Source organism: Pusillimonas sp. MFBS29, assembly GCF_020687695.1.
Taxonomy (GTDB): Bacteria; Pseudomonadota; Gammaproteobacteria; order Burkholderiales; family Burkholderiaceae_B; genus Pusillimonas_C.
The window spans coordinates 50,808-74,637 of the sequence record NZ_JAJEWL010000011.1 but is presented as its reverse complement, the minus strand read 5'-3'; the positions used below and the strand labels follow the sequence as shown (position 1 = coordinate 74,637).

At 59.7% G+C, this 23,830-nt stretch carries 23 protein-coding genes and 1 riboswitch; of the genes, 8 read left to right on the top strand and 15 right to left on the bottom strand.

The window, feature by feature from the left end:
• Positions 1–64 precede the first annotated feature (64 nt).
• From zapD to LKR43_RS16240, 3 genes are read right to left on the bottom strand one after another with little or no spacing between them, the layout of a single operon-like run.
• Positions 65–817, bottom strand: a complete 753-nt coding sequence (gene zapD, locus LKR43_RS14840) for a cell division protein ZapD (protein WP_227684993.1) — start codon at positions 815–817, stop codon at positions 65–67.
• A gap of 23 nt (positions 818–840) precedes the next feature.
• Positions 841–1,488: a dephospho-CoA kinase gene (gene coaE, locus LKR43_RS14835; protein WP_227684992.1), complete on the bottom strand. Its 648-nt coding sequence runs from the start codon at positions 1,486–1,488 to the stop codon at positions 841–843.
• A gap of 15 nt (positions 1,489–1,503) precedes the next feature.
• A complete protein-coding gene (locus tag LKR43_RS16240) occupies positions 1,504–2,277 on the bottom strand; it encodes an A24 family peptidase (RefSeq protein ID WP_305080633.1) in 774 nt (257 codons plus the stop codon).
• A 113-nt stretch (positions 2,278–2,390) separates the two neighbouring features.
• Here LKR43_RS16240 and LKR43_RS14825 point away from each other — a divergent pair, with 113 nt between their 5' ends.
• Complete coding sequence (locus tag LKR43_RS14825) at positions 2,391–3,041, top strand: copper resistance protein NlpE N-terminal domain-containing protein (RefSeq protein WP_227684991.1); 651 nt, start codon at positions 2,391–2,393, stop codon at positions 3,039–3,041.
• 28 nt (positions 3,042–3,069) lie between these two features.
• On the opposite strand, the gene LKR43_RS14820 is transcribed toward LKR43_RS14825, so the two are convergent.
• The 6 genes from LKR43_RS14820 to metH form a co-directional block, all read right to left on the bottom strand.
• Positions 3,070–3,306 (bottom strand): LuxR C-terminal-related transcriptional regulator, encoded by a 237-nt coding sequence (locus LKR43_RS14820; RefSeq protein WP_227684990.1) that lies wholly within the window; start codon positions 3,304–3,306, stop codon positions 3,070–3,072.
• Between the two features lie 63 nt (positions 3,307–3,369).
• Positions 3,370–4,221, bottom strand: a complete 852-nt coding sequence (panC, locus tag LKR43_RS14815; RefSeq protein ID WP_227684989.1) for a pantoate--beta-alanine ligase — start codon at positions 4,219–4,221, stop codon at positions 3,370–3,372.
• A 29-nt stretch (positions 4,222–4,250) separates the two neighbouring features.
• Positions 4,251–5,129 carry a ScpA family protein gene (locus LKR43_RS14810; RefSeq protein ID WP_227684988.1) on the bottom strand — a complete coding sequence of 293 codons (879 nt, stop codon included), beginning with the start codon at positions 5,127–5,129 and terminating at the stop codon, positions 4,251–4,253.
• Between the two features lie 8 nt (positions 5,130–5,137).
• A complete protein-coding gene (locus LKR43_RS14805; protein ID WP_227684987.1) occupies positions 5,138–5,326 on the bottom strand; it encodes a DUF3460 family protein in 189 nt (62 codons plus the stop codon).
• 23 nt (positions 5,327–5,349) lie between these two features.
• Positions 5,350–6,204, bottom strand: coding sequence for a helix-turn-helix transcriptional regulator (locus LKR43_RS14800; protein ID WP_227684986.1), 855 nt, complete (start codon positions 6,202–6,204; stop codon positions 5,350–5,352).
• 13 nt (positions 6,205–6,217) lie between these two features.
• Positions 6,218–9,991: a methionine synthase gene (gene metH, locus LKR43_RS14795; RefSeq protein WP_227684985.1), complete on the bottom strand. Its 3,774-nt coding sequence runs from the start codon at positions 9,989–9,991 to the stop codon at positions 6,218–6,220.
• 247 nt (positions 9,992–10,238) lie between these two features.
• Positions 10,239–10,390: riboswitch (cobalamin riboswitch) on the top strand.
• Between the two features lie 102 nt (positions 10,391–10,492).
• On the opposite strand from metH, the gene LKR43_RS14790 reads away from it, so the two are divergent.
• From LKR43_RS14790 to LKR43_RS14765, 6 genes are all read left to right on the top strand, one after another.
• Complete coding sequence (locus LKR43_RS14790; RefSeq protein ID WP_227684984.1) at positions 10,493–12,382, top strand: TonB-dependent receptor domain-containing protein; 1,890 nt, start codon at positions 10,493–10,495, stop codon at positions 12,380–12,382.
• Positions 12,383–12,389: 7 nt separating this feature from the next.
• Entirely contained in the window at positions 12,390–13,283 is an 894-nt protein-coding gene (locus LKR43_RS14785; protein WP_227685002.1) for a cobalamin-binding protein, read from the top strand.
• 203 nt (positions 13,284–13,486) lie between these two features.
• Entirely contained in the window at positions 13,487–14,284 is a 798-nt protein-coding gene (locus LKR43_RS14780) for a thiazole synthase (protein WP_227684983.1), read from the top strand.
• A gap of 5 nt (positions 14,285–14,289) precedes the next feature.
• Positions 14,290–15,111: a bifunctional hydroxymethylpyrimidine kinase/phosphomethylpyrimidine kinase gene (gene thiD, locus LKR43_RS14775; RefSeq protein ID WP_227684982.1), complete on the top strand. Its 822-nt coding sequence runs from the start codon at positions 14,290–14,292 to the stop codon at positions 15,109–15,111.
• 59 nt (positions 15,112–15,170) lie between these two features.
• Positions 15,171–15,851 carry a protein-L-isoaspartate O-methyltransferase gene (locus LKR43_RS14770; RefSeq protein ID WP_227684981.1) on the top strand — a complete coding sequence of 227 codons (681 nt, stop codon included), beginning with the start codon at positions 15,171–15,173 and terminating at the stop codon, positions 15,849–15,851.
• Entirely contained in the window at positions 15,852–17,198 is a 1,347-nt protein-coding gene (locus LKR43_RS14765) for a TolC family outer membrane protein (RefSeq protein WP_227684980.1), read from the top strand.
• Between the two features lie 10 nt (positions 17,199–17,208).
• Here the strand turns inward: LKR43_RS14765 and rfaE2 are convergent, their stop codons facing one another.
• The 6 genes from rfaE2 to ubiE form a co-directional block, all read right to left on the bottom strand.
• Entirely contained in the window at positions 17,209–17,721 is a 513-nt protein-coding gene (gene rfaE2, locus LKR43_RS14760; RefSeq protein ID WP_227684979.1) for a D-glycero-beta-D-manno-heptose 1-phosphate adenylyltransferase, read from the bottom strand.
• A complete protein-coding gene (locus tag LKR43_RS14755) occupies positions 17,721–18,572 on the bottom strand; it encodes a ferritin-like domain-containing protein (protein ID WP_227684978.1) in 852 nt (283 codons plus the stop codon). The genes rfaE2 and LKR43_RS14755 overlap by 1 nt, the downstream gene beginning before the upstream one ends.
• A gap of 26 nt (positions 18,573–18,598) precedes the next feature.
• Entirely contained in the window at positions 18,599–20,155 is a 1,557-nt protein-coding gene (gene ubiB / locus LKR43_RS14750; RefSeq protein WP_227684977.1) for a ubiquinone biosynthesis regulatory protein kinase UbiB, read from the bottom strand.
• A 2-nt stretch (positions 20,156–20,157) separates the two neighbouring features.
• Positions 20,158–20,784: an SCP2 domain-containing protein gene (locus tag LKR43_RS14745; RefSeq protein ID WP_227684976.1), complete on the bottom strand. Its 627-nt coding sequence runs from the start codon at positions 20,782–20,784 to the stop codon at positions 20,158–20,160.
• A 138-nt stretch (positions 20,785–20,922) separates the two neighbouring features.
• Complete coding sequence (locus LKR43_RS14740; RefSeq protein ID WP_227684975.1) at positions 20,923–21,879, bottom strand: Tim44 domain-containing protein; 957 nt, start codon at positions 21,877–21,879, stop codon at positions 20,923–20,925.
• Between the two features lie 182 nt (positions 21,880–22,061).
• Positions 22,062–22,853, bottom strand: coding sequence for a bifunctional demethylmenaquinone methyltransferase/2-methoxy-6-polyprenyl-1,4-benzoquinol methylase UbiE (gene ubiE, locus LKR43_RS14735; protein WP_227684974.1), 792 nt, complete (start codon positions 22,851–22,853; stop codon positions 22,062–22,064).
• A 225-nt stretch (positions 22,854–23,078) separates the two neighbouring features.
• Between ubiE and phoB the strand changes: the two genes are divergently transcribed.
• Positions 23,079–23,780 (top strand): phosphate regulon transcriptional regulator PhoB, encoded by a 702-nt coding sequence (gene phoB, locus LKR43_RS14730; protein WP_227684973.1) that lies wholly within the window; start codon positions 23,079–23,081, stop codon positions 23,778–23,780.
• Positions 23,781–23,830: the final 50 nt, after the last annotated feature.

The following is a 23,830-nucleotide window of genomic DNA, read 5'->3' as shown; positions in this document are numbered from 1 at the left end:
GATGAACTCAAAAAATGCATATTTGAAACGAGGCGCAACAACTTTGATCAGGCAGGCTGACGCCTTAAACGTTGCAACGCGCCAGTTTGAATGAGACGTCACGTGTGACGGGCTGAGGCTTGAGCTCGGTATCCTGGGCGGCAAACCGGACCCATATCACATACTTGTTGGCGCTCATTTCGGGAAAAATATTCATGGCCTCGTCGACCCAGACCCGCAAGAGCTGGAACACCTTGCCGCTGAGCATTTCCTGGTAAGCGCCCTGACGCGCGGTTACGTCGACCACATCGCCCGAATCGCGCAGCACGCGCAAAATAAGCGCCAACGCCTTGTACAGGGGCAGGAACGGCCTGATCCACTGCCCCAGATCGCGTGAGCGCACCTCGGGCGGTTTGATCTGCCAGGAAAAATACGAGGGCATGTCGACCTGCGATGACCCACCCGGCACCGCCAGGCGCCCGCGCAGGCTGGCCAGCCATTCGTTGTCGCGCAGTTCCTGCCCGATGCGGCCGTGCACGCCCAAATCGGCGGCTGCGCTCTGGATTTCGGCAAGCATGGCATCAAGGGCCTGAGGATCGACGCCAGGATGCTGGCGCAGCGCACCGAGCGCTACGCGTTGTCTTTCCAGGTCTTGCAGAACCGCTCCTCGCAAGTCGGTGCGATCGCAGATATCGAGCAGATCGAACAGTGTGGCAACCGCAATCTGATGATGGTGGACATCAGTGCCCTGAGCGAAGAAAAACAGCCTGTCAAAGAGATGCTCGACCCTTAGCAGAGACCTTACGCGTTCGTTGCAAGGATATTCATAAAGAATCACGCGAACAAAAACCTTTTTAATGTCTAGGAACCGCTGCCTGCAAACGAGCCCGGGCGGCCTTGTGCCAAGGCACACCACTGCTCGTGCAGCGCACGGGACCGGGAAGTGAGGTCGTCGACAGTGGTTTGCCCATCGTTGAGAACAACGTCGTCGGCGGCGGCCAGACGAACAGCCCGCGAAGCTTGTGCTGACATGATACGCCCAATAGCTTCCGGCGTCAGCCCGCTGCGTGCCTGGACTCTTGCCACCTGCGTGGCAGGATCACAGTCTACGACGCAAATCCGGTCTACCGCATCGCGCCAGCGGCTGGAATGCTCCAGGGACTCCACCAGCAAGGGAACAACGAATACAAGATAACATCCCTGGGCCTGCGCTGCGCGCTCCCGTGTAACGGAAGCTATCATGGGATGGATGATTGCTTCAAGCTTGTGGCGTGCCTGCGGGCTTTCGAAAACCAGCTCACGCATGGCCTGCCGATCGAGCGCACCGGTGGAGGCAATGACATCGGGGCCGAATTGCTTGCGTATGGGCTCAATGGCAGCGCCGCCCGGCGCAGTCAGTTCGTGAGCGATGACATCGGTGTCGACGATGGCGGCACCCCACTGCGCAAACATGTCGGCCACCTTGCTCTTGCCCGAGCCTATGCCGCCTGTCAGGCCGATTTTGTACATTCAGGCACACCCTTGCTAGTAAAAATACAAATGTAACCCAGGACTGATGATGAATACAGCCACTGCGGCCACCACCAGGAAAGGGCCGAAGGGATAGGCGCCAGACGGGCGCCAGGTTCTGGCCTTGAGCATGGCAAATACGATACCGGCAACACAGGCCACCAACAAGAGCCAGGGCAGCACCTGCCAGCCCAGCCAGGCACCGAGCGCGGCCAGCAGCTTCAGATCACCGTAGCCCATGCCTTCTACACCCCGCAACAGCCGGAAGACCTGCAGCAGCAACCAAAGAAAACCGTAGCCGCCCATGGCGCCCGCCACCGCATCGTGCAGCGGCACGACACCCCATCCGGCCCACGCGGCAGCCAGTCCCAGCCACAGTACGGGCAGCGTCAGCGCATCAGGGAGCAGACGGGTGCGTGCATCGATATGTGCCAGCAGCAACAGCATGCCGGCCACCAGAGCCAGCAGCAGCGCCGTCGGGGTGTAGTCGTAGCGGATGACAATGGCCACGAACACCAGCGCCAGGACCACAGCGCTGAACAAGCCAATCAGTCGAGGCACGGACCCCGACTCATCGCCTGACGCAGACTGAGCAAGTTCACCACGTGGACGAGCCGCCATATGCAAACTGGCAAGCAGGCTGTCGGCGTCGACCTGTGCACCGCCTGCCAGCAATCCGGCATAGATCCGGGCTGCCTGCACACACCAAATGCCTGCGACCGCACCCAGCAGGGCTGGTGCCAGCAAGGTGGCAAGCTGCCAAAATTCAAATGGTTCCTGGAGCGGCATAGGCTGGTCTGTTTGTTTTACGAATACGCCGATTAGTGCGTAGAATGCATAGTGTATGGGCAAGATGCCCCGCGCCGATACTTCCCCGTCTGTAAACCGCCTTTGGAATCATCATGCCTTGCTCCAGCCTGTTAAACAACAACCCCCGCATTAATGCTCTGGGTGCCACCTTGCTGGTGCTTGCTCTGGCGGGCTGCGCCCAACAGCAAACCCCCGGTTACTACGACGTGCAGCGCGACACGACCAGCGCCGACGCCCGCCAGCAGGCACAAGGACGCAACAGTGCCCAGGCTCCGTCACAGATACAGCTGGGCTTCGGCGACAACCAGCCGGCCCGCCCCATAGGCCAGGAAGTCCAGGAAGCCGAACCTGTCATCAAGGCACGCCCCCTGGCTGAAGCACGTACCTTCCTGGGCACGGTTCCCTGCCTGAGCAACGACGGCAACTGCTCGGCCACCCGCATCACCCTGACGCTGGCACCCAGCGGAGAATGGCGCTCACGCACGGTCTTCCTGGATGCTCCGGGCCAGAACAACATCACCCAGCAAGGCTGCTGGGACGTAATAGGCACCCGTCCGCTGCGCATCATGCTCACGACGGGCAAGCAGGCCGGAATGGCCAACCTGACGTTCGTCAATGACAATGTCTTGCGCATCAATATGATCAATGACATGCGGCCCACTCTCGAGCACCACCTGACTCGACAGGCCGATGTGGACGGCATAGATGAAATAAGCAATAAAACGCCGCTGCAGTGCGACTGAGCGGCATTTTCATAACCTTCACGGAAGATCAGTTCTGGCTGGGGGCACCATTGGCAAGTATGCAGTGCACCAGTTCCACCGCGTTGCGTACCTGCATTTTTTGAAAGATTCGGGCGCGATGTGCTTCGATGGTTCGCTGCGACACCCCAAGCTCTGCCGCAATAATTTTATTGGGTTTGCCGCGCGTGACGTAATCCATGACGTCGCGTTCGCGCGGGGTTAATGTTTCGTAAGGCGCGCTGCCGGAAGGTTGAATGTCTGTCACATTTGACTCCTTGTTGGATAGCGGTAAGCGATTCTTGCATACCGCCACAACAGGTGTCAGCTGTCACTTCTTACATATTTCCAGGTTGTCTATCAGGCGCGTGGCGCCCAGTTTTGCAGCAGCCAGAACCACCAGTGGCTCGCCATCGAGTATTTCCTGGGATGCAGGAGCAATCAGGTCTCGCTGGCGGCGCAAAGAAACATAATCGACGTCCCAGCCACGAGCAGTCAGGGCCTGCACTGCCTGCCCCTCGAGGCTGGCCGCATCGGCATTACCGGCCAGGACACCGGCAGCGACGGTCTGCAAGGCTGCATATAACTGCGGCGCCTCGGCGCGCTCGGACGGCTGCAGGAATCCGTTGCGCGAAGACAGCGCCAGGCCATCGGCATCACGGACAGTTTCATGCGCCAGTATTTTTACCGGCAGCTGGAATTGCCTGCACATATTGCGCACGACCATCAGCTGTTGATAATCCTTCTTGCCGAACACGGCCACGCTGGGCTGGACACAGGAAAAGAGCTTCAGGACCACCGTACTGACGCCGCCAAAAAAGCCTGGCCGGAATTCGCCTTCCAGAATACCGCCCAGATCGGAAGGCGGCTGCACCTGGAAGTTCTGCGGTTCCGGATACATTTCGCGCTCGTTCGGCGCAAACAGCACGTACACGTCGCGCTCGCGCTCCAGCTTCTCGATGTCGGACGCCAGGGTACGCGGATACTGGTCAAAATCCTCATTGGGCCCAAACTGCAACCGATTCACGAAAATGCTCGCAACTACCGGATCGCCGTGCTGGCGCGCCAGCTTCATCAGAGCAAGGTGAGCCGGGTGCAAATTACCCATGGTAGGCACAAAAGCCACGCGCAGCTGCCCACGCAGCTGATCACGCAACTCTTCGATAGTATGGACAACCTTCAAGGTAAGCTCCGTTAGGGATGGTGCGCCGCTCAGGCGGCTGCCCGGATATAGGACAAGCGCACATAAATGGGCGCATAAGGTTCGGCCTGGGTAATGTCGAGCAGCGACTCTCGGGCGAGCTCGAGCATGGCCAGGAAATGCACGACGACAACCGCCACGGCATCGCCCTGATCGACACGCTCGAGGAAAAGCTCGCTGAATTCCATGAACTGCACATCACTGAGGCGACGCAGAATCTGGCTCATGTGGTCGCGCACGGACAATTGCTCCCGCGTGATGCGGTGGTGTGCGTTGAGTTTGGCCCGGCGCATGATGTCGAGCCAGGCATTGCGCAAGTCATCGGGGTTGACCTCGGGCGACAACTGCTCAAAGGTGAGGTTGGCAACTGCCTGCGCGCGCTGGAAGTCCCTGCCCAGACGTGGCAGGGTATCGAGCTTCTGTGCGGCCAGCTTCATACGTTCGTACTCGAGCAGGCGCCTGACCAGTTCTGCGCGCGGATCTTCCACATCTTCGCCTGTATCCGATTTCTTGACCGGAAGCAGCATACGGGATTTGATCTCTATGAGCATGGCGGCCATGAGCAGGTATTCCCCGGCCAGTTCCAGGTTCTGCGCACGTATCTGCTCGACATACGACAGATACTGCTGCGTAACTTCAGCCATGGGAATGTCGAGCACATTGAAATTCTGCTTGCGTATCAGGTACAGCAAGAGATCCAGCGGCCCCTGAAAGGTTTCCAGAAAGACTTCCAGGGCATCGGGCGGAATGTACAGATCTTGCGGCATGGCAAACAACGGCTCACCGTACAGGCGAGCCAGTGCCACGCTGTCGACCACGTCAGGGGTGCTGTCGATGTCGGGCTCGACCAGCTCATTCATGGCTGTCGTCCCGGCCTTGTGCACAGACATGTGCCGGCTTATTTGGTTTGGTATACGTAGGGCTGTTGCGGCACCTTGCTGGCGCGATAGCCTTCCTGCAGCTCGGGATCAATGTGCTTGTCCCACAAACGGCTTCGGCCTTCGCGCTGACCCGCCTCGACGTTGGGATGCTCGGATTTGAATTTTTTCAGGAACTGAGTTGCCTCGGATTCGTAATTCTTTGCCATGGTACTTATTTGCCGGAAAAGGGTTAAGCGATAAAAGCCGAGTTTACTTCACCCGGACGAAATTGATTTTCCAGCAGCATGACCAGCTTGCAGTCCGGCCGCGTCGCCAGGCGGAAAGTGATCTGCTGATAGCGCAGTATGCCATGCACCGGATGGTTGAATTCCCTTAACCCTCCTTCGCGATCAACTACGGCATGCCGGGTCCACCAATGCGCAAAAACCGGGCTGGCCTGCAGCAGGCCGTCGAGCACCATCCGCACATCCGGCTCATCGACATGAGCGGCAGCATCGGCCCTGAACTCGGCCACCACCCGGCTCGCACGTTGCTCCCAATCGACCACCAGCGTGCGCGCAGCCGGATCAATAAAGATATAGCGCAACAGATTGGGGCTTTCATCCCGGTCCGGCCAGCCATCGAACAGGCGCAGCAGGGGTTCGTTTCTGGCCAGCACATTCCAGCTGCGATCAAGAATATAAGCCGGTGCAGTCACGCTGTGCACGCAGTCGGCCAGATAAGAAGGCAGCGGCGTGACATGGCCGTGACCATGCTCGGGATCGGCGCATTCGGCCAGCTCAAACAGATAATGGCGTTCAGCCCGGGCCAGGTTCAGCACCGACGCAAGCCGGGCCCAGACGGCCGCCGATACCGATACGTCGCGGCCCTGCTCTATCCAGGTGTACCAGGTAACGCTGATGTCGCACAGCTGGGCAAGTTCTTCGCGGCGCAGGCCCGGTGTACGCCGGCGCACCCCGGCCGGCAGGCCGTACGATTCGGGTTGAACACGTGCCCGGGCCTGACGCAGGAAGTCGCCCAGCGCCTTGCGCCGGACCGACGCCTGCTCGGTTGATGACTGCGCGTCGCTGCTGTTGCCGGGCATGCCCTGACCACCGCTACCTTAAGGTACTGGCCAGTGTGCGCCGTACATCTTCTTCGTCGCGGCCGCTGCGCTGCACGTAGTCCTTGACCTGGTCATCACCAATATTGCCGACGTTGAAGTATTGCGACTGGGGATGGCTGAAGTAAAAGCCCGAGACACTGGACGCCGGATACATGGCATAGCCCTCGGTCAGCTGCATGCCGATCTCTTCGGCCTCGAGCACCTCGAACATATCTTTCTTGACCACGTGCTCGGGACAGGCCGGATAACCGGGCGCCGGGCGTATGCCCTGATACTTCTCGGCGATGATCTCTTCGTTGCTCAGGTCTTCATCGGGGACATAGCCCCACAGATCGCGCCGGACACGCGCGTGCATGCATTCGGCAAAGCCTTCCGCCAGCCTGTCGGCGATGGACTTGAGCATGATGCTGGAGTAATCGTCGTTATCATCCAGGAAAGCCTGGTCGTGCTTTTCTATGCCCAGGCCGCCTGTCACGGCGAACAGACCAATATAGTCGGCCACACCGCTGGACTTGGGCGCAATGTAGTCGGCCAGACATTTGTTGTCCACGCCCTCGCGCTTGACCGTCTGCTGGCGTACGTTGCACCAGGTGAACAGCACCTCCGAACGCGATTCGTCGCGATAGACCTCGATATCTTCATCATTGACGGTATTGGCCGGATAAAAAGCCACCACACCGCTGGCGGTCAGCCAGCGGCCCTCGATGATTTTCTTGAGCATGGCCTGGCCTTCGGCGTAGATCTTGCGCGCCTGCTCGCCCACGACCTTGTCCTCGAGTATCGCGGGGAACTGACCGAACAGGCTCCAGGTCTGAAAGAACGGCGTCCAGTCAAGAAACTGCACGACCTCGGACAAGTCGTAGTTCTTGAAGGTGCGCCGACCTATGAATTTGGGGCGCGGCGGTGTGTAGCTGGACCAATCGATAGCGGGTCGGCCCGCACGGGCTTCGGCAAGGGTGACCAGCGGCGTGGACTTGCGATTGGCATGGCGGGTGCGAACCAGATCGTATTCCCTGGCTACTTCGGCCAGGTAGGTATCGGCATCGTCCGACATCAGATTGGTGGCAACACCCACCGAACGGCTGGCGTCTGGCACGTAAATGACAGGCCCTTCATAATTGGGCGCAATTTTCACGGCAGTGTGCACGCGGCTGGTGGTGGCCCCGCCCACCAGCAGCGGCAGATTGCGGCTGGTGAAATATTCATCGCGCTGCATTTCCGACGCCACGTAAGCCATTTCTTCGAGGCTGGGCGTAATCAGCCCGGACAGGCCAACGATGTCGCAGTTTTCTTCCTTGGCCTTGGCCAGGATTTCGGAACACGGCACCATCACACCCATATTCACGACTTCAAAGTTATTGCACTCGAGCACGACCGACACAATATTCTTGCCTATGTCGTGCACATCGCCCTTGACCGTGGCGATGACGATCTTGCCCTTGGAGCGCACATCCCCGCCCGCGGCTTCGATCTGGCGCTTTTCCTCTTCGATAAAGGGAATCAGATGCGCGACTGCCTGCTTCATGACCCGCGCCGACTTCACGACCTGTGGCAGGAACATCTTGCCCGCACCGAACAGGTCGCCGACGATATTCATGCCGTCCATCAACGGGCCTTCGATAACCTGTATGGGGCGCCCGCCAGACGCGGCGATTTTCGCGCGCACCTCTTCAGTATCTTCGACAATGAAAGTCGTGATGCCATGCACCAGCGCATGCGATATGCGCCCCTCGACTTCCTGCTCGCGCCATGACAGGTCTTCTTCCTTTTTGGCGCCCGATCCTTTAATGGTTTCGGCCAGTTCCACCAGTCGCTCGGTGGACGTAAGCTCATCAGCCGGATCTGTTTTGCCCAGAGGCTCGGCCCGGTCGAGCACCACGTCCTCGACCATATCCAGCACTTTCTTGTCTATGTCCTGGTAGACACCCAGTTGTCCGGCGTTGACGATACCCATGGTCAGGCCCTGCTGTATGGCGTAATACAGGAAGACCGCATGAATGGCTTCGCGCATGGCTTCGTTGCCGCGGAAGGAAAAACTGACGTTCGAGATACCGCCCGACACGCGCGCGTGCGGCAGGTTCTGCGTAATCCAGCCCGTGGCCTCGATGAAGTCCACCGCATAGTGATTGTGTTCTTCTATGCCGGTGGCGATGGCAAACACGTTGGGGTCGAAAATGATGTCTTCGGGCGGGAAGCCGACCTCGTCGACCAGCAGGCGGTAGGCGCGCTCGCAGATTTCCTTGCGCCGCTGGAGATTGTCGGCCTGGCCCTGTTCGTCGAAAGCCATCACGACTGCGGCCGCTCCGTATTTACGGCACAGGCGCGCGTGTTCGATGAAGGCTGCCTCGCCCTCTTTCATGGAAATGGAATTGACCACAGCCTTGCCTTGCACGCAGCGCAAGCCCTGTTCGATGACCTCCCACTTGGAGCTGTCTATCATGATGGGGACACGGGCGATATCGGGCTCGGAGGCAATCATGTTCAGGAAGCGACGCATGCACACGGCCGAATCCAGCATGGCTTCATCCATGTTGATGTCGATGATCTGGGCACCGTTTTCAACCTGCTGGCGCGCAACCGCCAGCGCCTCGTCGTATTTCTCTTCGCGTATCAGGCGCAGGAACATCTTGCTGCCGGTCACGTTGGTGCGTTCACCCACGTTCACGAACAAGGAGTCTGCATCGATGTTCAGGGCTTCCAGCCCGGACAGGCGGGTCTTGACCGGCACCTGCGGAACCTGACGCACGGGCAGACTGGCCACCTTGTCGGCAATCGCGCGGATGTGGTCCGGCGTGGTGCCGCAACAACCCCCGGCCATGTTCACCAGGCCGGCCTGGGCAAACTCCTCCAGCAACGACGAGGTGTCTTGCGGTGTTTCATCAAAGCCGGTTTCGGCCATGGGATTGGGCAGGCCTGCATTCGGATAAACGCAGATATAGGTATCGCAGATCTTGGACAGCTCGGCCACGTAGGGGCGCATCAAGGCAGCACCCAGCGCGCAATTCAGGCCGATAGTGATGGGTCGCGCATGACGCACCGAGTTCCAGAATGCCTCGACGGTTTGCCCGGACAGGATGCGGCCGGACGCATCGGTCACCGTACCCGAAACCATGACGGGCAAACGCACGCCACGCTCTTCAAACACGGTTTCGACTGCGAAGATGGCCGCCTTGGCATTGAGCGTATCGAAAATGGTCTCGATCAGGACGATATCGATGCCGCCGTCGAGCAAGCCATTCAGCTGTTCAGTGTAGGCATCGCGCAGCTGCTCGAACGTCACGTTGCGGGCGGCCGGGTCGTTTACATCGGGGGAAATGGACGCGGTCTTGGGTTGCGGCCCCAAGGCCCCGGCAACAAAGCGCGGGCGTTCCGGCGTGCTGTACTCGTCACAGGCCGCGCGTGCCAGCCGGGCCGACTCCACGTTCAGCTCATAGGCCAGCCCGGGCAGGCCGTAATCGCCCTGGGCAATGGCGGTGGCGCCAAAGGTGTTGGTTTCGATGACGTCAGCACCCGCTTCCAGATAGTCACGATGTATGGCGGTGATGATGTCAGGCCGCACCAGCGACAACAGCTCGTTATTGCCCTTGACGTCCTTGACGTGATCAGCAAAGCGCTCGCCCCGGAAATCCGTTTCGCTGAGCTTGTATTGCTGAATCATGGTGCCCATGGCGCCATCAAGAATCAGAATGCGCTCGCCCAGCAGGCGCGCGAACTCCGCGCCTTGCGTATAAGAAGAAAGCGGATACGGTAAAGAAGGATAAGACACTCGGCTGACCCGTTTAATGTGCCTGCGACGCATAGCCGCAGGAAAAACATGCGGCAGGGCTGCGTGCGGACTGAATGGAATTAGGCTCTATTGTATCGCCGCCCTGCTGCCAGGCCTGGAACCGGGCACGAACCGGGCGCGGTTCCAGGCAATGACGGCGCCATCGCCCCCATCGGGCTGTGATATATTTCCTTGCGAAAGAGGTGCTTTCGGCTCGTGAGTCACCGCGCAAATCCAGGATCTGCCTGCACGCCTGCGCGACCCGCGTTCTGCGAAAGTCAAATGGGAAACAGCGTTCACACCGCCAATACCGGCGCTGCGAATAAACTGTGCTGCCCCCGCAACGGTAAACATGCTTTGCATGCCAGCCCGATACCAGCCTTGATCCACCCTTGGTTCATTCACAGACGCACCGGCGGCACCCCTGTATGCCTGCCCTGCGCCCGCGAATGTTTTTACTTGCTTGCAACGTGCGGGGACGCACGTTATTCAAGGCTTATTATGTCTTCCTCATACTTTCGGCAATCCCTTGCCGTACTCTCATCCCTTGTTGTCGCCACGGCCGGCGCCCAGACTACCACCCAGACTCCCAGGCTCGACAGCATCGTCGTAACCGCCAGCCGTACACCGCAGCTGGTGCGCGACGTGGTCGGCGACGTTTCGGTGATAGACAAGGCGGAATTGCAAAAAGAAGGCCAGAACAGCGTGGCCGAAATACTGGCCAAACAACCCGGCATACAGTTCTACAGCAGCGGCGGACCGCAAACCCCCGCCGGTGTATTTGTACGCGGCACGGGTCCGAGCCAGGCTTTGGTGCTCGTCGACGGCGTACGCATCAACAGCATCACGACAGGCGCCATCAACTGGAATGCGATTGATCCGGCCACCATCGAGCGCATCGAAATCGTGCGCGGCGCCGCCAGCAGCCTGTACGGATCAGACGCCATAGGCGGGGTCATCAACATCATTACCCGCAACACTGGCGAAGATCGTCCTTTAAGCGCCTGGGCCAATGTGGGCTATGGCTCTAATGACACGTTCAAGTCCAGCACAGGCATTTCCGGCGCGCAGGATGGCTGGGACTACGCGCTGTCGGCCAGCATGGCTGACAGCAACGGCTTCAACGCCACCAACCTGCAGTCAAGCTCCTACAACGACGATCGTGACGGCTACAGCCAGCACTCGCTTTCGGGCTCGCTGGGCTATCGCTGGCAGCCGGGTCACTACCTGGCGCTGACAGCCTATAACGGCTATATGAATGGCGATTTCGACATGGGCAATGATGTGTTGCCTGCCTACGCCATCACACGCCAGCAAGCTTATACCCTGACCAGCACCGATGACCTGACCGACAACTGGCAGAGTATTTTGCGTTTTGGTTTTTCAAAAGAATACGGTGACAGCCGCAGCTTCGGCAGCGCCTATACCTACGAGTCGCTGCAGCGTTCTTACTCATGGCAAAACAACCTGAAGCTATCACCACAGCAGAATATATCGCTGGTACTGGAACGCCTGGAGGAAAGAACAGCCGGCTCGACCTACACCACCAACCGCCGCAACACGAACTCGGTTGGCCTGGTGTACCGTGGAGACTTTGATCGTCATCATTTGCAGGCCAGCCTGCGCAACGACAACATCACGGGCTATGGCAATGAAGTCACTGGCGGCCTGGCCTATGATTTTGACCTGACACCCGAATGGACCATAGGCATTTCCGGCAACACCGGCTTTCGCGCACCTACGTTCGCAGACATGTACTACCCCTTTGAGCAATATTACTGGGGTGGCTTTCCGTCAGGCTCGTACAGTGGCAACCCCGACCTGAAGCCCGAAAAGTCACGCAACATCGAAGCACGACTGCAGTATGCCGGTGACACGACACGGCTGGGTATGGTGATTTATCAGAACAAGGTTGAAGATCTGATCAACGGCTACAGCTGTGACATCAACTTCGACTGCACCGCCAGGAACATAGACCAGGCCACCATACGCGGCATCACCCTGACGGCCGAGCAGGACTACGGCAACACCACACTGCGTGCCAGCGCCGACTTCATGGATCCGCAGAATGACAATCCGGTGGAAGGCGAAACAGGTAGCCAGCTGAACCGCCGCGCCAGACAGGTTTATATGCTGGGCGTTACGCATCGTATTGATGCGCTGTCGCTGGGAGCCGAATACCAGTTCACCGGCAAACGTTATGACGACGTGGCCAACCAGGTGCAACTGGGCGGCTTCAGCCTGGTCAACCTGACTGCCGCTTACGATTTCAGCAAGAACGCAGGCGTTCAGATTCGCTGGAACAACGTGCTGGACAAGGATTACACACTGGCCCGGGGCTACAACATGCCCGGTTCCAATGTCTTCGTAAACTTCTCGTTCAGGATGTAAGCCCGTGATGCGTGGAGAACCGGCCCGCGCAGCAGCAGCCGCCCGCCTTATCGCCTGCCGGGTCATGCTGGGCCTGGCTGCCACGCTGATGGCGGCCCCGGGCGCGCAGGCGCAGTCCACCGACGCGGGGATCCCGCAGCCGGTTCGCATCACTACGCTGGCCCCGCATGCAACCGAACTGGTGTATGCGGCCGGCGCAGGCGACAAGATCGTCAGCACCGTGCTCAGCAGCGACTATCCGCCGGCGGCCCGCGCCATACCTCGCGTGGGCAACGGCCTGGAGGTCAGCGTGGAAAAGGTGCTGAGCTTTCGGCCCACTGTGGTGATCGGCTGGCAATCCCAGGGTGCGGCGCAAACCCTGGGGCCCGCACTGGCCCGGCTGGATATTCCGCTAATCTTGTCACGCCCGCGCACACTGGACGAAATACCGGCTGAAATCCTGCGTTTTGGCGAACTGTTCAATACCCGCGAGCAAGCCCGGGCCAGCGCACAGGCGCTCACCCGGCGCCTGGACGCCCTGACCCGGCGGCACACCGGACATAAGCAGGTGTCGGTCTTCATAGAAGTGGGCGACTCGCCGCTGTACACCATAGGCTCCGACCCCTTGCTGAATGATGCGCTGAAGCGCTGTGGCGGCGTCAATCTTTACGCCGACGCCGGCATTGCCGCGCCACAAGTCAGTGTGGAAAGCATCTTGCTGCGCAATCCAGACGTGCTGATTGCCCCCGCCAGGAACGCGGCGGCCCGGGCGAGCATACGCAAATACTGGTCTGACCTGCAGCTGCCGGCGGCACTGCAAGGCCGGGTCTACACCCTGGACCCCGATATGCTGTTCCGGCCGGGACCACGCTTGATAGACGCGACCGAAGAGCTCTGTGACATGCTGGACCAGGCTCGCTGAAGGCCCGGACACCATGCGGCACAGCCAGGCTTGCCCAGCCACATGAACGCGCACAACATTGCGCTGGATCATACGGAATCAGGGCTTTGGATCATACACAGCCGCTGTAAATGGATTATTCTTTCATATTGCGCCACCGGCGCCGGTGGGTCTGTAAAGCCAGACTCGCCCGCCGCGCCAATCACACTACAGCCAGCAAGCACATGAATCACTCCAACACTCTTGAAATTGCAGGACGCCAGTACAACTCCCGCCTATTGGTCGGCACAGGCAAATACAAAGACTTTGAAGAGACCCGCCGGGCCATAGACACCAGCGGCGCCGAAATCGTTACAGTGGCCATACGCCGCACCAACATTGGCCAGAACGCCAACGAACCGAATTTGCTTGATTTCCTGCCGCCGTCCAGGTTCACCATATTGCCCAACACGGCCGGGTGCTTTACCGCCGACGAAGCCGTGCGCACCCTGAGACTGGCGCGCGAGCTGCTTGACGGACACGACCTGGTCAAACTGGAAGTGCTGGGTAGCCCGGACAATCTGTTTCCCAATATGCCCGAAACCCTCGATGCTGCACGCACCCTGGTCAAAGACGGTTTCAAGGTCATGGTGTATTGCACCGATGATCCAATCCAGTGCCGTATGCTTGAAGACATCGGCTGCGTAGCCGTCATGCCGCTCGCGTCACTGATAGGCTCAGGCATGGGCATACTCAACCCCTGGAACCTGCGTCTGGTCATCGACCAATCGCATGTGCCGGTTCTGGTCGATGCGGGCGTGGGCACTGCCTCCGACGCAGCCGTCGCCATGGAACTGGGCTGCGACGCCATTCTCATGAATACCGCCATTGCCGGCGCACGCGACCCTATCCTGATGGCCAGCGCCATGAAAAAGGCGGTCGAGGCAGGCCGCGAAGCCTTTCTGGCAGGCCGCATGCCGCGCAAACTGTACAGCGCTGACCCCAGCTCGCCCACCGAGGGCCTGCTTGCGCCCCGCAAGTAAACGCCATGATCCCGAATACTCTTACCATAGCCGGCGTCGATCCCTCGGGCGGTGCCGGTGTGCTGGCAGACATCAAGACCATGAGCGCGCTGGGCGCATACGGCACAGCCGTGATTGCCGCCCTGACCGCACAGAACACACAGGCCGTAACCGGCATCAGTGCGGTGCCTGCCGAATTTGTTGCGCAGCAGATCGACACCCTGTTCGCCGATGTACGCATAGATGCCGTAAAGATAGGCATGCTGGGCCAGCAATCAGTCACACGTATCGTGGCCGAACGGCTGGACCACTGGAAACCCGCCCACCTGGTCCTGGATCCGGTTATGGTCGCCAAAAGCGGTGATCACCTGCTCGAGCGTGCTGCCGTCAACGAGCTGCGGGAAAGCCTGCTGCCACTGGCCAGCATGATTACCCCGAATTTGCCCGAGGCCGGGGTCCTGTTGTCGGCATCACCCGTGGAAACCTTGAAAGAGATGCGCCGCACCGCTGAAAAGCTGCGACGCCTTATGAACGATACGGGCGAGCGCTGGGTGTTCCTGAAGGGCGGTCACCTGCCCGGCAACGACACCATCGACGTACTGCACGACGGCGACCGCCTGATCGAATTGCCTGGCCAGCGCATCAACACGCGTAATACCCACGGCACCGGATGCACCTTGTCGGCCGCCCTGGCAGCCCTTTTGCCACAGGTTGGCGATGTGCCCGAAGCCGCCAGACTGGCCAAGGCCTACCTGGTCACTGCCATCGCCCGTTCGGGCGAACTTCAGGTGGGTACAGGCCATGGCCCGGTGCAGCATTTCCACGCGTGGTGGGCCGCACCGAAGTAATGTAAATACGCTATAGTAGGCGCTACTATTGTTTACCATTGCATTTATTTTCAGAAACCATGAACGTTACTGCCTTGTCAGAAATCGAACGCGCTCGATTCAATATGGTCGAGCAGCAGATCCGTCCCTGGGATGTCCTTGACGTCCAGGTGCTGCAGGCACTTTTCGAGGTTCGTCGCGAGCGCTTTGTACCCGCTCCCATGCAGGGCCTGGCCTTCTCCGACGTCGAACTGCCCCTGATCCTCAATTCGGTCGACACGCGCGAGACCATGCTGACGCCCAAGGTCGAAGCACGCCTTGCCCAGGAGCTTCAGCTCAAGCCCACCGACTGCGTCCTTGAAATCGGCACCGGGTCCGGCTATCAGGCCGCCCTGCTGGCCAGGCTGGCGCAACAGGTCACCAGCATCGAGGTCGACAGTCGCCTGGCTGCCTTCGCCGTCAGCAATCTGCAGCGTAACCAGGTCGAGAACGTCACCGTGGAAACCGGTGATGCCCATTCGGGTTGGGGCACAACCGAGTACGACGCTATCCTGCTCACCGGGTCGGTGCCCACCGTACCCGACGCCCTGAAATACCAGTTGGCCATAGGCGGCAGGCTGGTGGCCGTTGTCGGCCAGGCTCCCGTCATGACCGCCTGCCGCATCACACGAACCAGCGCAGCCAGCTTCGAAACCACCAGCCTGTTCGACACTGTCATCAAGCCGCTGCGCGGAACAACCGTTACCCACTTCAAGTTCTAAATGGCGAAGGCAGGCAAGTACGCGGCGTTCGGGCTTGCCCTGCTTCTGGCCACCTGGATCCTGCCTGGCCACGCGCAGCAGCCGGCACCAGAGCAGGATCTGCTCGACATCTGGCAAATGGCACTGCAGCGTGATCCCATCTACGCTGCCAGTCGCGCAGGACGCGAAGCCGAACAGGAAAAGATTCCGCAGGCACGTGCCCGGTTGCTGCCCTACATCAGCGCCGATGCCGTGGCCGAACAAAGCGATCGCCGTCGCATCAGCGGTATGAACGACAGCCGCAGCGACGGGCGGGCCTTGTGGTCGCTGACCCTGACACAGCCCATTATCGATTTACGCGCCTGGGGCGGCCTGGAGCAGGCAGAGTATATTGCCGGCCTGGCCGACATCCAGCAGGCCAACGCCTACCAGGACCTGCTGCTGCGGGTCTCCCAGGCTTATTTCGACGTATTGGCGGCTCAGGATACGCTCCGGGCCTTGCGGGCGCAAAAAGCCGCCATAGACACGCAGCTGCGCGCCGCCCGCCAGGGTTTCGAGCTGGGCAGCACGACCATCGCAGACACCTACGAAGCGCAGTCCAGACTTGACCTGATCAACGCCAACGAGCTTCAGGCTGAAAATCTGCTGCAACTCAGTCGCGATCAACTGGCCAGACTGATCAATGAGCGGCCGGGTCGCCTGGCAACCTTGCCTTCCGACACGGCCCTGCCCGCCCCCACGCCGAATCGCCTGACCGACTGGATGGATCAGTCACGGCAGAGCAGCCTTGAGGTCACCTACGCGGAGCTGACGGCCAGAATCGCTGAAACGCAGATTGAGATCGCCAAAGCGGAACGCTATCCCCGCCTGAGCCTGCAGGCCCAGACCGGCAGCGCAACCGACCGCGGCCTGTACGAGACCAACAACGGACCCAGGTCGCTGAACAGCAGCGTCGGGCTGCAGCTTTCCATCCCCATATTTACCGGCGGCGGGATTTCTTCTGTCGTACGCGAGCAGACCTCACGTCTGCAACAAGCGCGCTACTCACTCGAGAACGCGCGGCGCCAGGCAGTGGAAGCCACGCAACGGCATTTTTCCGGAGTCACCTCGGGCCTGGCGCAGATCAGTGCCCTGCAGGCAGCCGAGCGATCCAGCCTGGCCTCGCTGCAGGCCAACCAGACCGGCTACGAGGTAGGTGTCAGGGTGAACATCGACGTGCTCAATGCGCAGCAGCAGTTGTATGAAACGCAACGAGGGCTGGCCAGGGCACGCTACGACACCCTGATGAACGGCCTGCGTCTCAAGGCCAGCAGCGGCATCCTGACCGATCAGGACATCGTTGCCATCAATGAGCTGTTGTCTGATTAATAAACGGGTATCAGCCGCGTATCTTGCCTATCAGCGCCGTCGTTGAACGCTGAAACTCGAACGGTATGGCCACGGCCTTGCCGCCCCAGCTTTTGACGCTGGCGGTTTCGGGCAGGGTTTCCATGTCGTAGTCGCCGCCTTTTACGATCACATCGGGCCGCAGCTGCTCTATCAGTACCTGTGGCGTGTCCTCTTCGAATGCCGTCACCATGGTCACACACGACAGCGCCGCCATCAGCGCTGCACGATCGGCCAGGGTGTTCAGCGGACGGTCGTCACCCTTGCCCAGGCGCCGTACGGACTCATCAGTGTTAAGCGCCACGATCAGGCTGGCACCGAGCTGGGCGGCCGCATCAAGATAGGTGACATGCCCGCGGTGCAGGATGTCGAATACCCCGTTGGTGAAGACAAGCGGGCGCGGCAAAGCACCCGCCTTGACCGCTGCCACGCAGTCTTCGCGTGACAGGATCTTGGTTTCGAATCTGGCCGGGATCGCCCGGCCCTGGTGCGTCGGTGCGGTCATCAGGCCGGCACGGCAGTCTTGAGCAGTTCTTTGCGGTAGCGGTTCAGGTCTTGCACGGTATTAAAGGTGCTGTCCATGAGCAGCGACATATTGTGCAGTATCCGCGAGCTGACCTTGGTTTCCCATTCGTTGTCGAAACAAATCTGGTTATCCAGCCAGTTTTCCAGCCAGCCCGGGGAAGGCAGCTTGGACTGAACCGTATCTTCGGGATAGAGCTCTTTGTTGACGTGAAGATTGGTGGGATGCAGGGCCTGCGGCGTGCGATGAGCCGATGCCATGAGCACACCTATCTTGGAAAAGGCGATGCGTGCATTGTGGCCGAATTCCTTGCTTTGGTGCACCAGAGCGCGTTTCATATAACGCAAATAGGCACCCGCATGGCGGGCTTCGTCTTGCGCAATGATTTTATAGATGGCCTTGATGACCGGCTCGGTATGCCAGTCGGATGCCCGACGATACCAGTGATTCAGGCGCACCTCGCCGCAAAAGTGCAGCATGAGGGTTTCTTGCGCAGGTGCCGGATCGAATTCAAAGCGCACCTTATGCAGCTCTTCTTCGGTGGGAACCAGCTCGGGACGGAAGCGGCGCAGGTATTCGATCAGTGCCAGCGAGTGCTTCTGCTCTTCGTAAAACCATATCGACATGAAAGCGCAGAAATCACTGTCGTCGCGGTTGTCGCGCAGGAACATTTCGGTGGCCGGCAAAGCCGCCCACTCGGTGATTGCGTTCATTTTAATGGTGTAGGCCTGATCGTCGGTCAGCTTGCTGCCGTCGAAATCGTCCCATGGGATATCGCTGGCCATATTCCAGCGCACGGCTTCCATGGATTTGAACAGTTCAGGATAAAGCATAGGGTCTCTCTTAAGTGTCAGGCGGCTCAGAAGCGCGTCAACGCCCAGATGGCCGTTCCCAGGGCAACGGCCAGAATGGCACATAACCCCAGCAGCAGGCGGTTGGTAAGGTCCTGGGCCCGGCGCATGCGCTCAAGCTCCAAGTTTAACCCAGGGCTGGAATCAGGCCGACTCAGCTTAGCGTGCACCAACCGGGGAATTTGGGGAAGCAATTGCGCCCACTGGCTGGCTTCCTTGTCCAGCTGTTTGCGCAGACCGGCCAGGCCGATACGGTCATGCATCCACTTTTCAAGATAAGGCTTGGCCGTCTTCCATAAATCAAGGGTGGGATCGAGCTCACGACCCATGCCCTCGACGTTCAGCAGGGTTTTCTGCAACAGAACCAGTTGCGGCTGTATTTCAACATTGAAGCGGCGTGAGGTCTGGAACAGACGCAGCAGTACCTGACCGAGCGAAATCTCGGACAGGGGCCGGTCGAAATAGGGCTCGCATACGGCACGCACTGCACCTTCCAGTTCTTCCTCGCGCGTGGTCGGCGGCACCCACCCGGACTCGATGTGCAACTGAGCGACCCGGTGATAATCACGGCGGAAAAAGGCCAGGAAATTCTGTGCCAGATAGTTCTTGTCGAACTCTGAAAGCGAACCCACGATACCAAAATCCAGCGCGATATACCGGCCCAGGGTTTCGGGTTCATCCGACACGTAGATATTGCCCGGATGCATATCTGCATGGAAGAAGCCGTCGGAGAACACTTGCATGAAGAAGATCTCCACGCCTTTGCGGCCCAGTTCACGGGTATCGATATTGGCCGCCTTGAGCCTGTCGATCTGGCTGACCGGTATGCCACGCATGCGCTCCATGGTGAAGACAGTGGTGGCGCAATATTCCCACACGACCTCGGGAATCATCAGCAAATGCTCACGCCCCGCTTCAGCCGAAAAATTGCGTCGCAACTGACTGCAGTTGGACGCTTCGCGTATGAGGTCCAGCTCGTCGTGCAGATAATTGTCGAACTCGGCCACAACCTGGCGCGGCTTCAGGCGGCGGCCATCGGCAGCCAGACGCTCGACCAGATTGGCCAGCACGCGCAGCAGCGACAAATCCTTTTCTATGATGTCCCGCATGCCCGGGCGCAATACCTTGACCGCCACTTCACGGCCGTCGTGCAGCACGGCAAAATGCACCTGTGCGATAGAAGCCGAGGCAACCGGATCGGTTTCGAAATGCTTGAACAGCGTATGCGGCGATGCGCCCAGCGCATCTTCGATCATGGATGCCGCCTTGTCGGACGGAAACGGCGGCACCCGATCCTGCAGCAAGGCAAGCTCGATGGCGATATCGAGCGGTATCAGGTCGCGCCTGGTGGAAAGCACCTGGCCAAACTTGACGAATATAGGACCGAGCGATTCCAGCGCCAGACGCAGTCGTACACCACGCGGGGTTTTTGGGGGCCTGCCGAAGCGGGCGATCCGCAGCAGCCCGTAGGCCACCGGATGCTTGATGCCCGACAGCACCAGCTCATCGAGCCGGTACTTTAAGGCAACGAAAATAATATGCAGCAGGCGGAAAAGCGTCAGCATGATCAGCCCTCGCGCACAGAAGATGGCGCAAGGGCAGCGACACGCCTGTCGAGCTCGTCGAGCCGGCCATGTATGGCCTGCAGCCTGACTGCCCATTCATCATAGGCCGGCCGACTGGCCAGCAGCATCGCCTCTTCGGTCATGAACTCACTGGCATTGCCCGCCAGTCGCGAGGCCGCAGCCTCGGCACCGGCGCGAAGCATTCCGGCAGTTTGCAGCAAACGGGTTGCAGCCACATCGCCGACCACACGCGACAGATCGTCTTCGACGTCCCAACGCAAATCACGGGCCAGCTCGGAAACCACCTGCGCCAGTCCCGCATCGCCTTCCACATGGAGCAACTCGGTCAGCAGTGCAGGGTCGCGCGCACGCAGCACGCCAGGCAGCCCGGCCAACTGATCTGCCTGAATGGTAAGCGTAACGTTAGGGACTACGGCCTGATCGGAAGCTTGCACCAGCCCGTCGGCCTGTATCGACAGCGCCATCCGGAAGCCGCCCACTTTGAATCCAACGGACTTTCCCGCATGCCGGGCCAGGCGGTCGCGCGCCCAGTCCTCGCGCTGCAGAAGCTTGTTCAGCAGGCGCGCATTCACGGCAGCAGGAGCAAAAAAAGTAGGCAGAGAAAACATGATGTGGATAGCGCGGTAAAACCGTGTTAAAGGCAAGAAGACAAGTTTAACGGTTTTAGGCCGCAGATCGCGCAATGGGCCGCCACATAAGTGGCGGCCCATCAAGTGCCTTAGGCATACAAGCGCTGCCGGTACACCTTAGCTGGCATACTCCAGCGGAATTTGCTGAATGCCGGCCAGCAGCCAGCCTGCATTGTCGGCCTTGTACAGATTCCAGACTTCTTCGAAACGGAACGCCTCGGCATCTTTGGCTTCACGCAGCATGCCGGAGTAGCGCACGCTGGCCAGGTGACCACCGGATACCGCCTCTATGCCCAGGAGCTCGGCGTTCAGCAGCACGACCTCGGTGACATTGCCCTCGGCGCGAGCCAGGATTTCAGGCTTGATTTCCGCGACCAGGTCGTCGGTCATGTATTCCTTCAAGCGATCGATGTCGCCGCTATCCCAGACCGCCTGGATCTCGATGAACTGCGCCTTGGCATTGGCCAGGAATGCAGAAGTGTCGAAGTCACCGGGAATGAACCAGCTTTTATCGACGGGCGGTGCCGGTACGCCGGCTGCTGCGGCAGCCGGAGCAGCCGCTGCGGGCGCCGCTGCCGGGCTGGCTTGCTGCCAGGCATTCTGCGACTGCGCATTTTCACGATGCATGCCACCCGCTTGCTGCATGGCAGGCCGTGCGGCACCACCGCGCAGGCGGCGAACGATGAACATAACACCAAAAACCAGCAGACCAATCAGCAGCAGGCTGGACATGAATTCAAGGAAGGCGCCCGACAAGCCCATGCTGGACAGCAATGCGGCAATACCCAGGCCGGCAGCTATACCTGCAATGGGACCCAGCCAGCGGGACATGCCGCTTTTGGCTGCCGTGCCTGCGGCGGCCGCGCCGGCTGCCGGTGCAGCGGAACGGGATGCCGTAGAAGCTGCAGGCGGTGTAACGGCCTGACGCTGTTGAGTAATGTTGGACGACTGGCGACCAAAGCTTTTACCGCCACCCATGCGGCGTGCTTCGGCGTCGAACGATGCCGTCAGCATTGCGCCCGCCGAGAAAACGATCATGGCCGCAGCAAGCAGCCGGGAAAAACGATGAGACATATAGTTGCTCCTGTGGTGCAGCGCGCCCCGACGCGATGCAGTGGATCTTTCTGATAAGCGGAATCCGCCATACACGGCTCAAGCTTACTGGAAGCTGAACATTAGCACAAAGTTTGACTGGCCGGCACAAAATAAGTTCACCGGCCACGAAAAACAGGAAGATGGGATGCCCAGGCGCCGATTTAACCCAGGTTAACGCCCTCGTGCAGGGCAACCACGCCAGCACTGAGGTTGAAATACCGTACGCGCGACAAGCCGGCTTGCTCCAGCATGCCGGCCAGGGTTTCCTGATCGGGATGCATGCGTATGGATTCAGCCAGATAACGGTAGCTGTCTTCGTCTCCGGCAACCTTCTGCCCCATCCAGGGCAAAATCCTGAAGGAATACCAGTCGTAGGCAGGTGCCAGCGGCTTGGCTACCCGGGAAAACTCAAGGACCAGCAACTTGCCGCCCGGCTTCAATACGCGGCGCATTTCGGCCAGTGCGCGATCTTTATGCGTCATGTTGCGCAGACCAAAGGCCACACTAACCCGATCGAAATAGCCGCTGGGGAACGGCAGCTTTTCCGCATCGCAAACAGCCGTGGGCAGCAACAACCCCCGATCAGTAAGGCGATCACGGCCCACCCGCAACATGGAGTCGTTGATGTCTGTCAGCCAGACCTCGCCCGTGGCGCCGGCCTTTTTTGCAAACGCGCGCGCCAGATCGCCCGTGCCGCCGGCGATATCCAGGACTTTCATGCCCGGACGGACATTGGCACGGCCGACCGTAAAGGCCTTCCAGGCACGATGCAGTCCCACGGACATCAGGTCGTTCATGATGTCGTAGCGCTGGGCCACGGAATGAAAGACCTCGGCGACCTTTCCGGCTTTTTCCGTCTCGGCGACGGTCTGGAAGCCAAAATGCGTGCTGGAGGCGGACTGAGCCTGCCCTGCAGGCTGGCCGGACTGATGGGAATTAGGGGTTTTTTGCATGGTTTGCTAATCGTACAACATTATCCGCACGCTGACCCTGCCTACGTCTCGCGCAATTGATTTGACCGGCAAAGGGCGGCAATATGCAATTTTCACAAACCTGAAATATTTGCGCCATATTATGTAGCCCGTGAGCGCATCAGCAATCCGGCCACCGTCCGTGGATTTTGCCATAACCGGCTATTGACCCATGCCTTTTCATATATTCAACGTACATAAAGCGCAATGAGCACTACCATATTAGTCGTAGAAGACGAGCCCGCCATCCAGGAACTTATTTCGGTCAATCTTTCATTTGCCGGCCATAAGGTGCTGCGCGCCTTTGACGCCGAGCAGGCCCAGACCCTGATCAGGGCAGAGCTTCCCGATCTGATTTTGCTGGACTGGATGCTGCCGGGCGCATCAGGCATCACCCTGGCCAGGACCCTGCGGTCCGACGAACGCACGCGTCATGTACCGGTCATCATGCTGACCGCCAAGGGCGCCGAGCACGACAAGGTCGAAGGCCTGGAAGCGGGTGCCGACGACTACATCACCAAACCCTTCTCGCCCAAAGAGCTGATCGCCCGCATCAAGGCCGTGCTGCGCCGGCGTGCGCCGCAGCTGACCGATGACGTCATCCAGATAGGCGATCTGAAACTGGATCCGGCCACCCACCGCGTGACCGGTGGCGGGCTGGCACTGACAGTGGGCCCGACCGAGTTCCGTCTGCTACACTTTTTCATGACGCATACTGAACGTGTGTTTTCACGCGCCCAGTTGCTGGACCAGGTCTGGGGCGATCACGTTTTCGTCGAAGAACGCACTGTCGACGTGCACATACGACGCCTGCGCAAAGCCCTGGAGCCCGGCAAGCTTGAAAATCACATCGAAACCGTGCGCGGCGCGGGTTATCGTTTCGCGACGCAATTGCCCAATCCCGCCTGAGCCCATCAGGTAAAACCTCATCAGCCCAAAGTCCCTGGCAGAACCGTTGT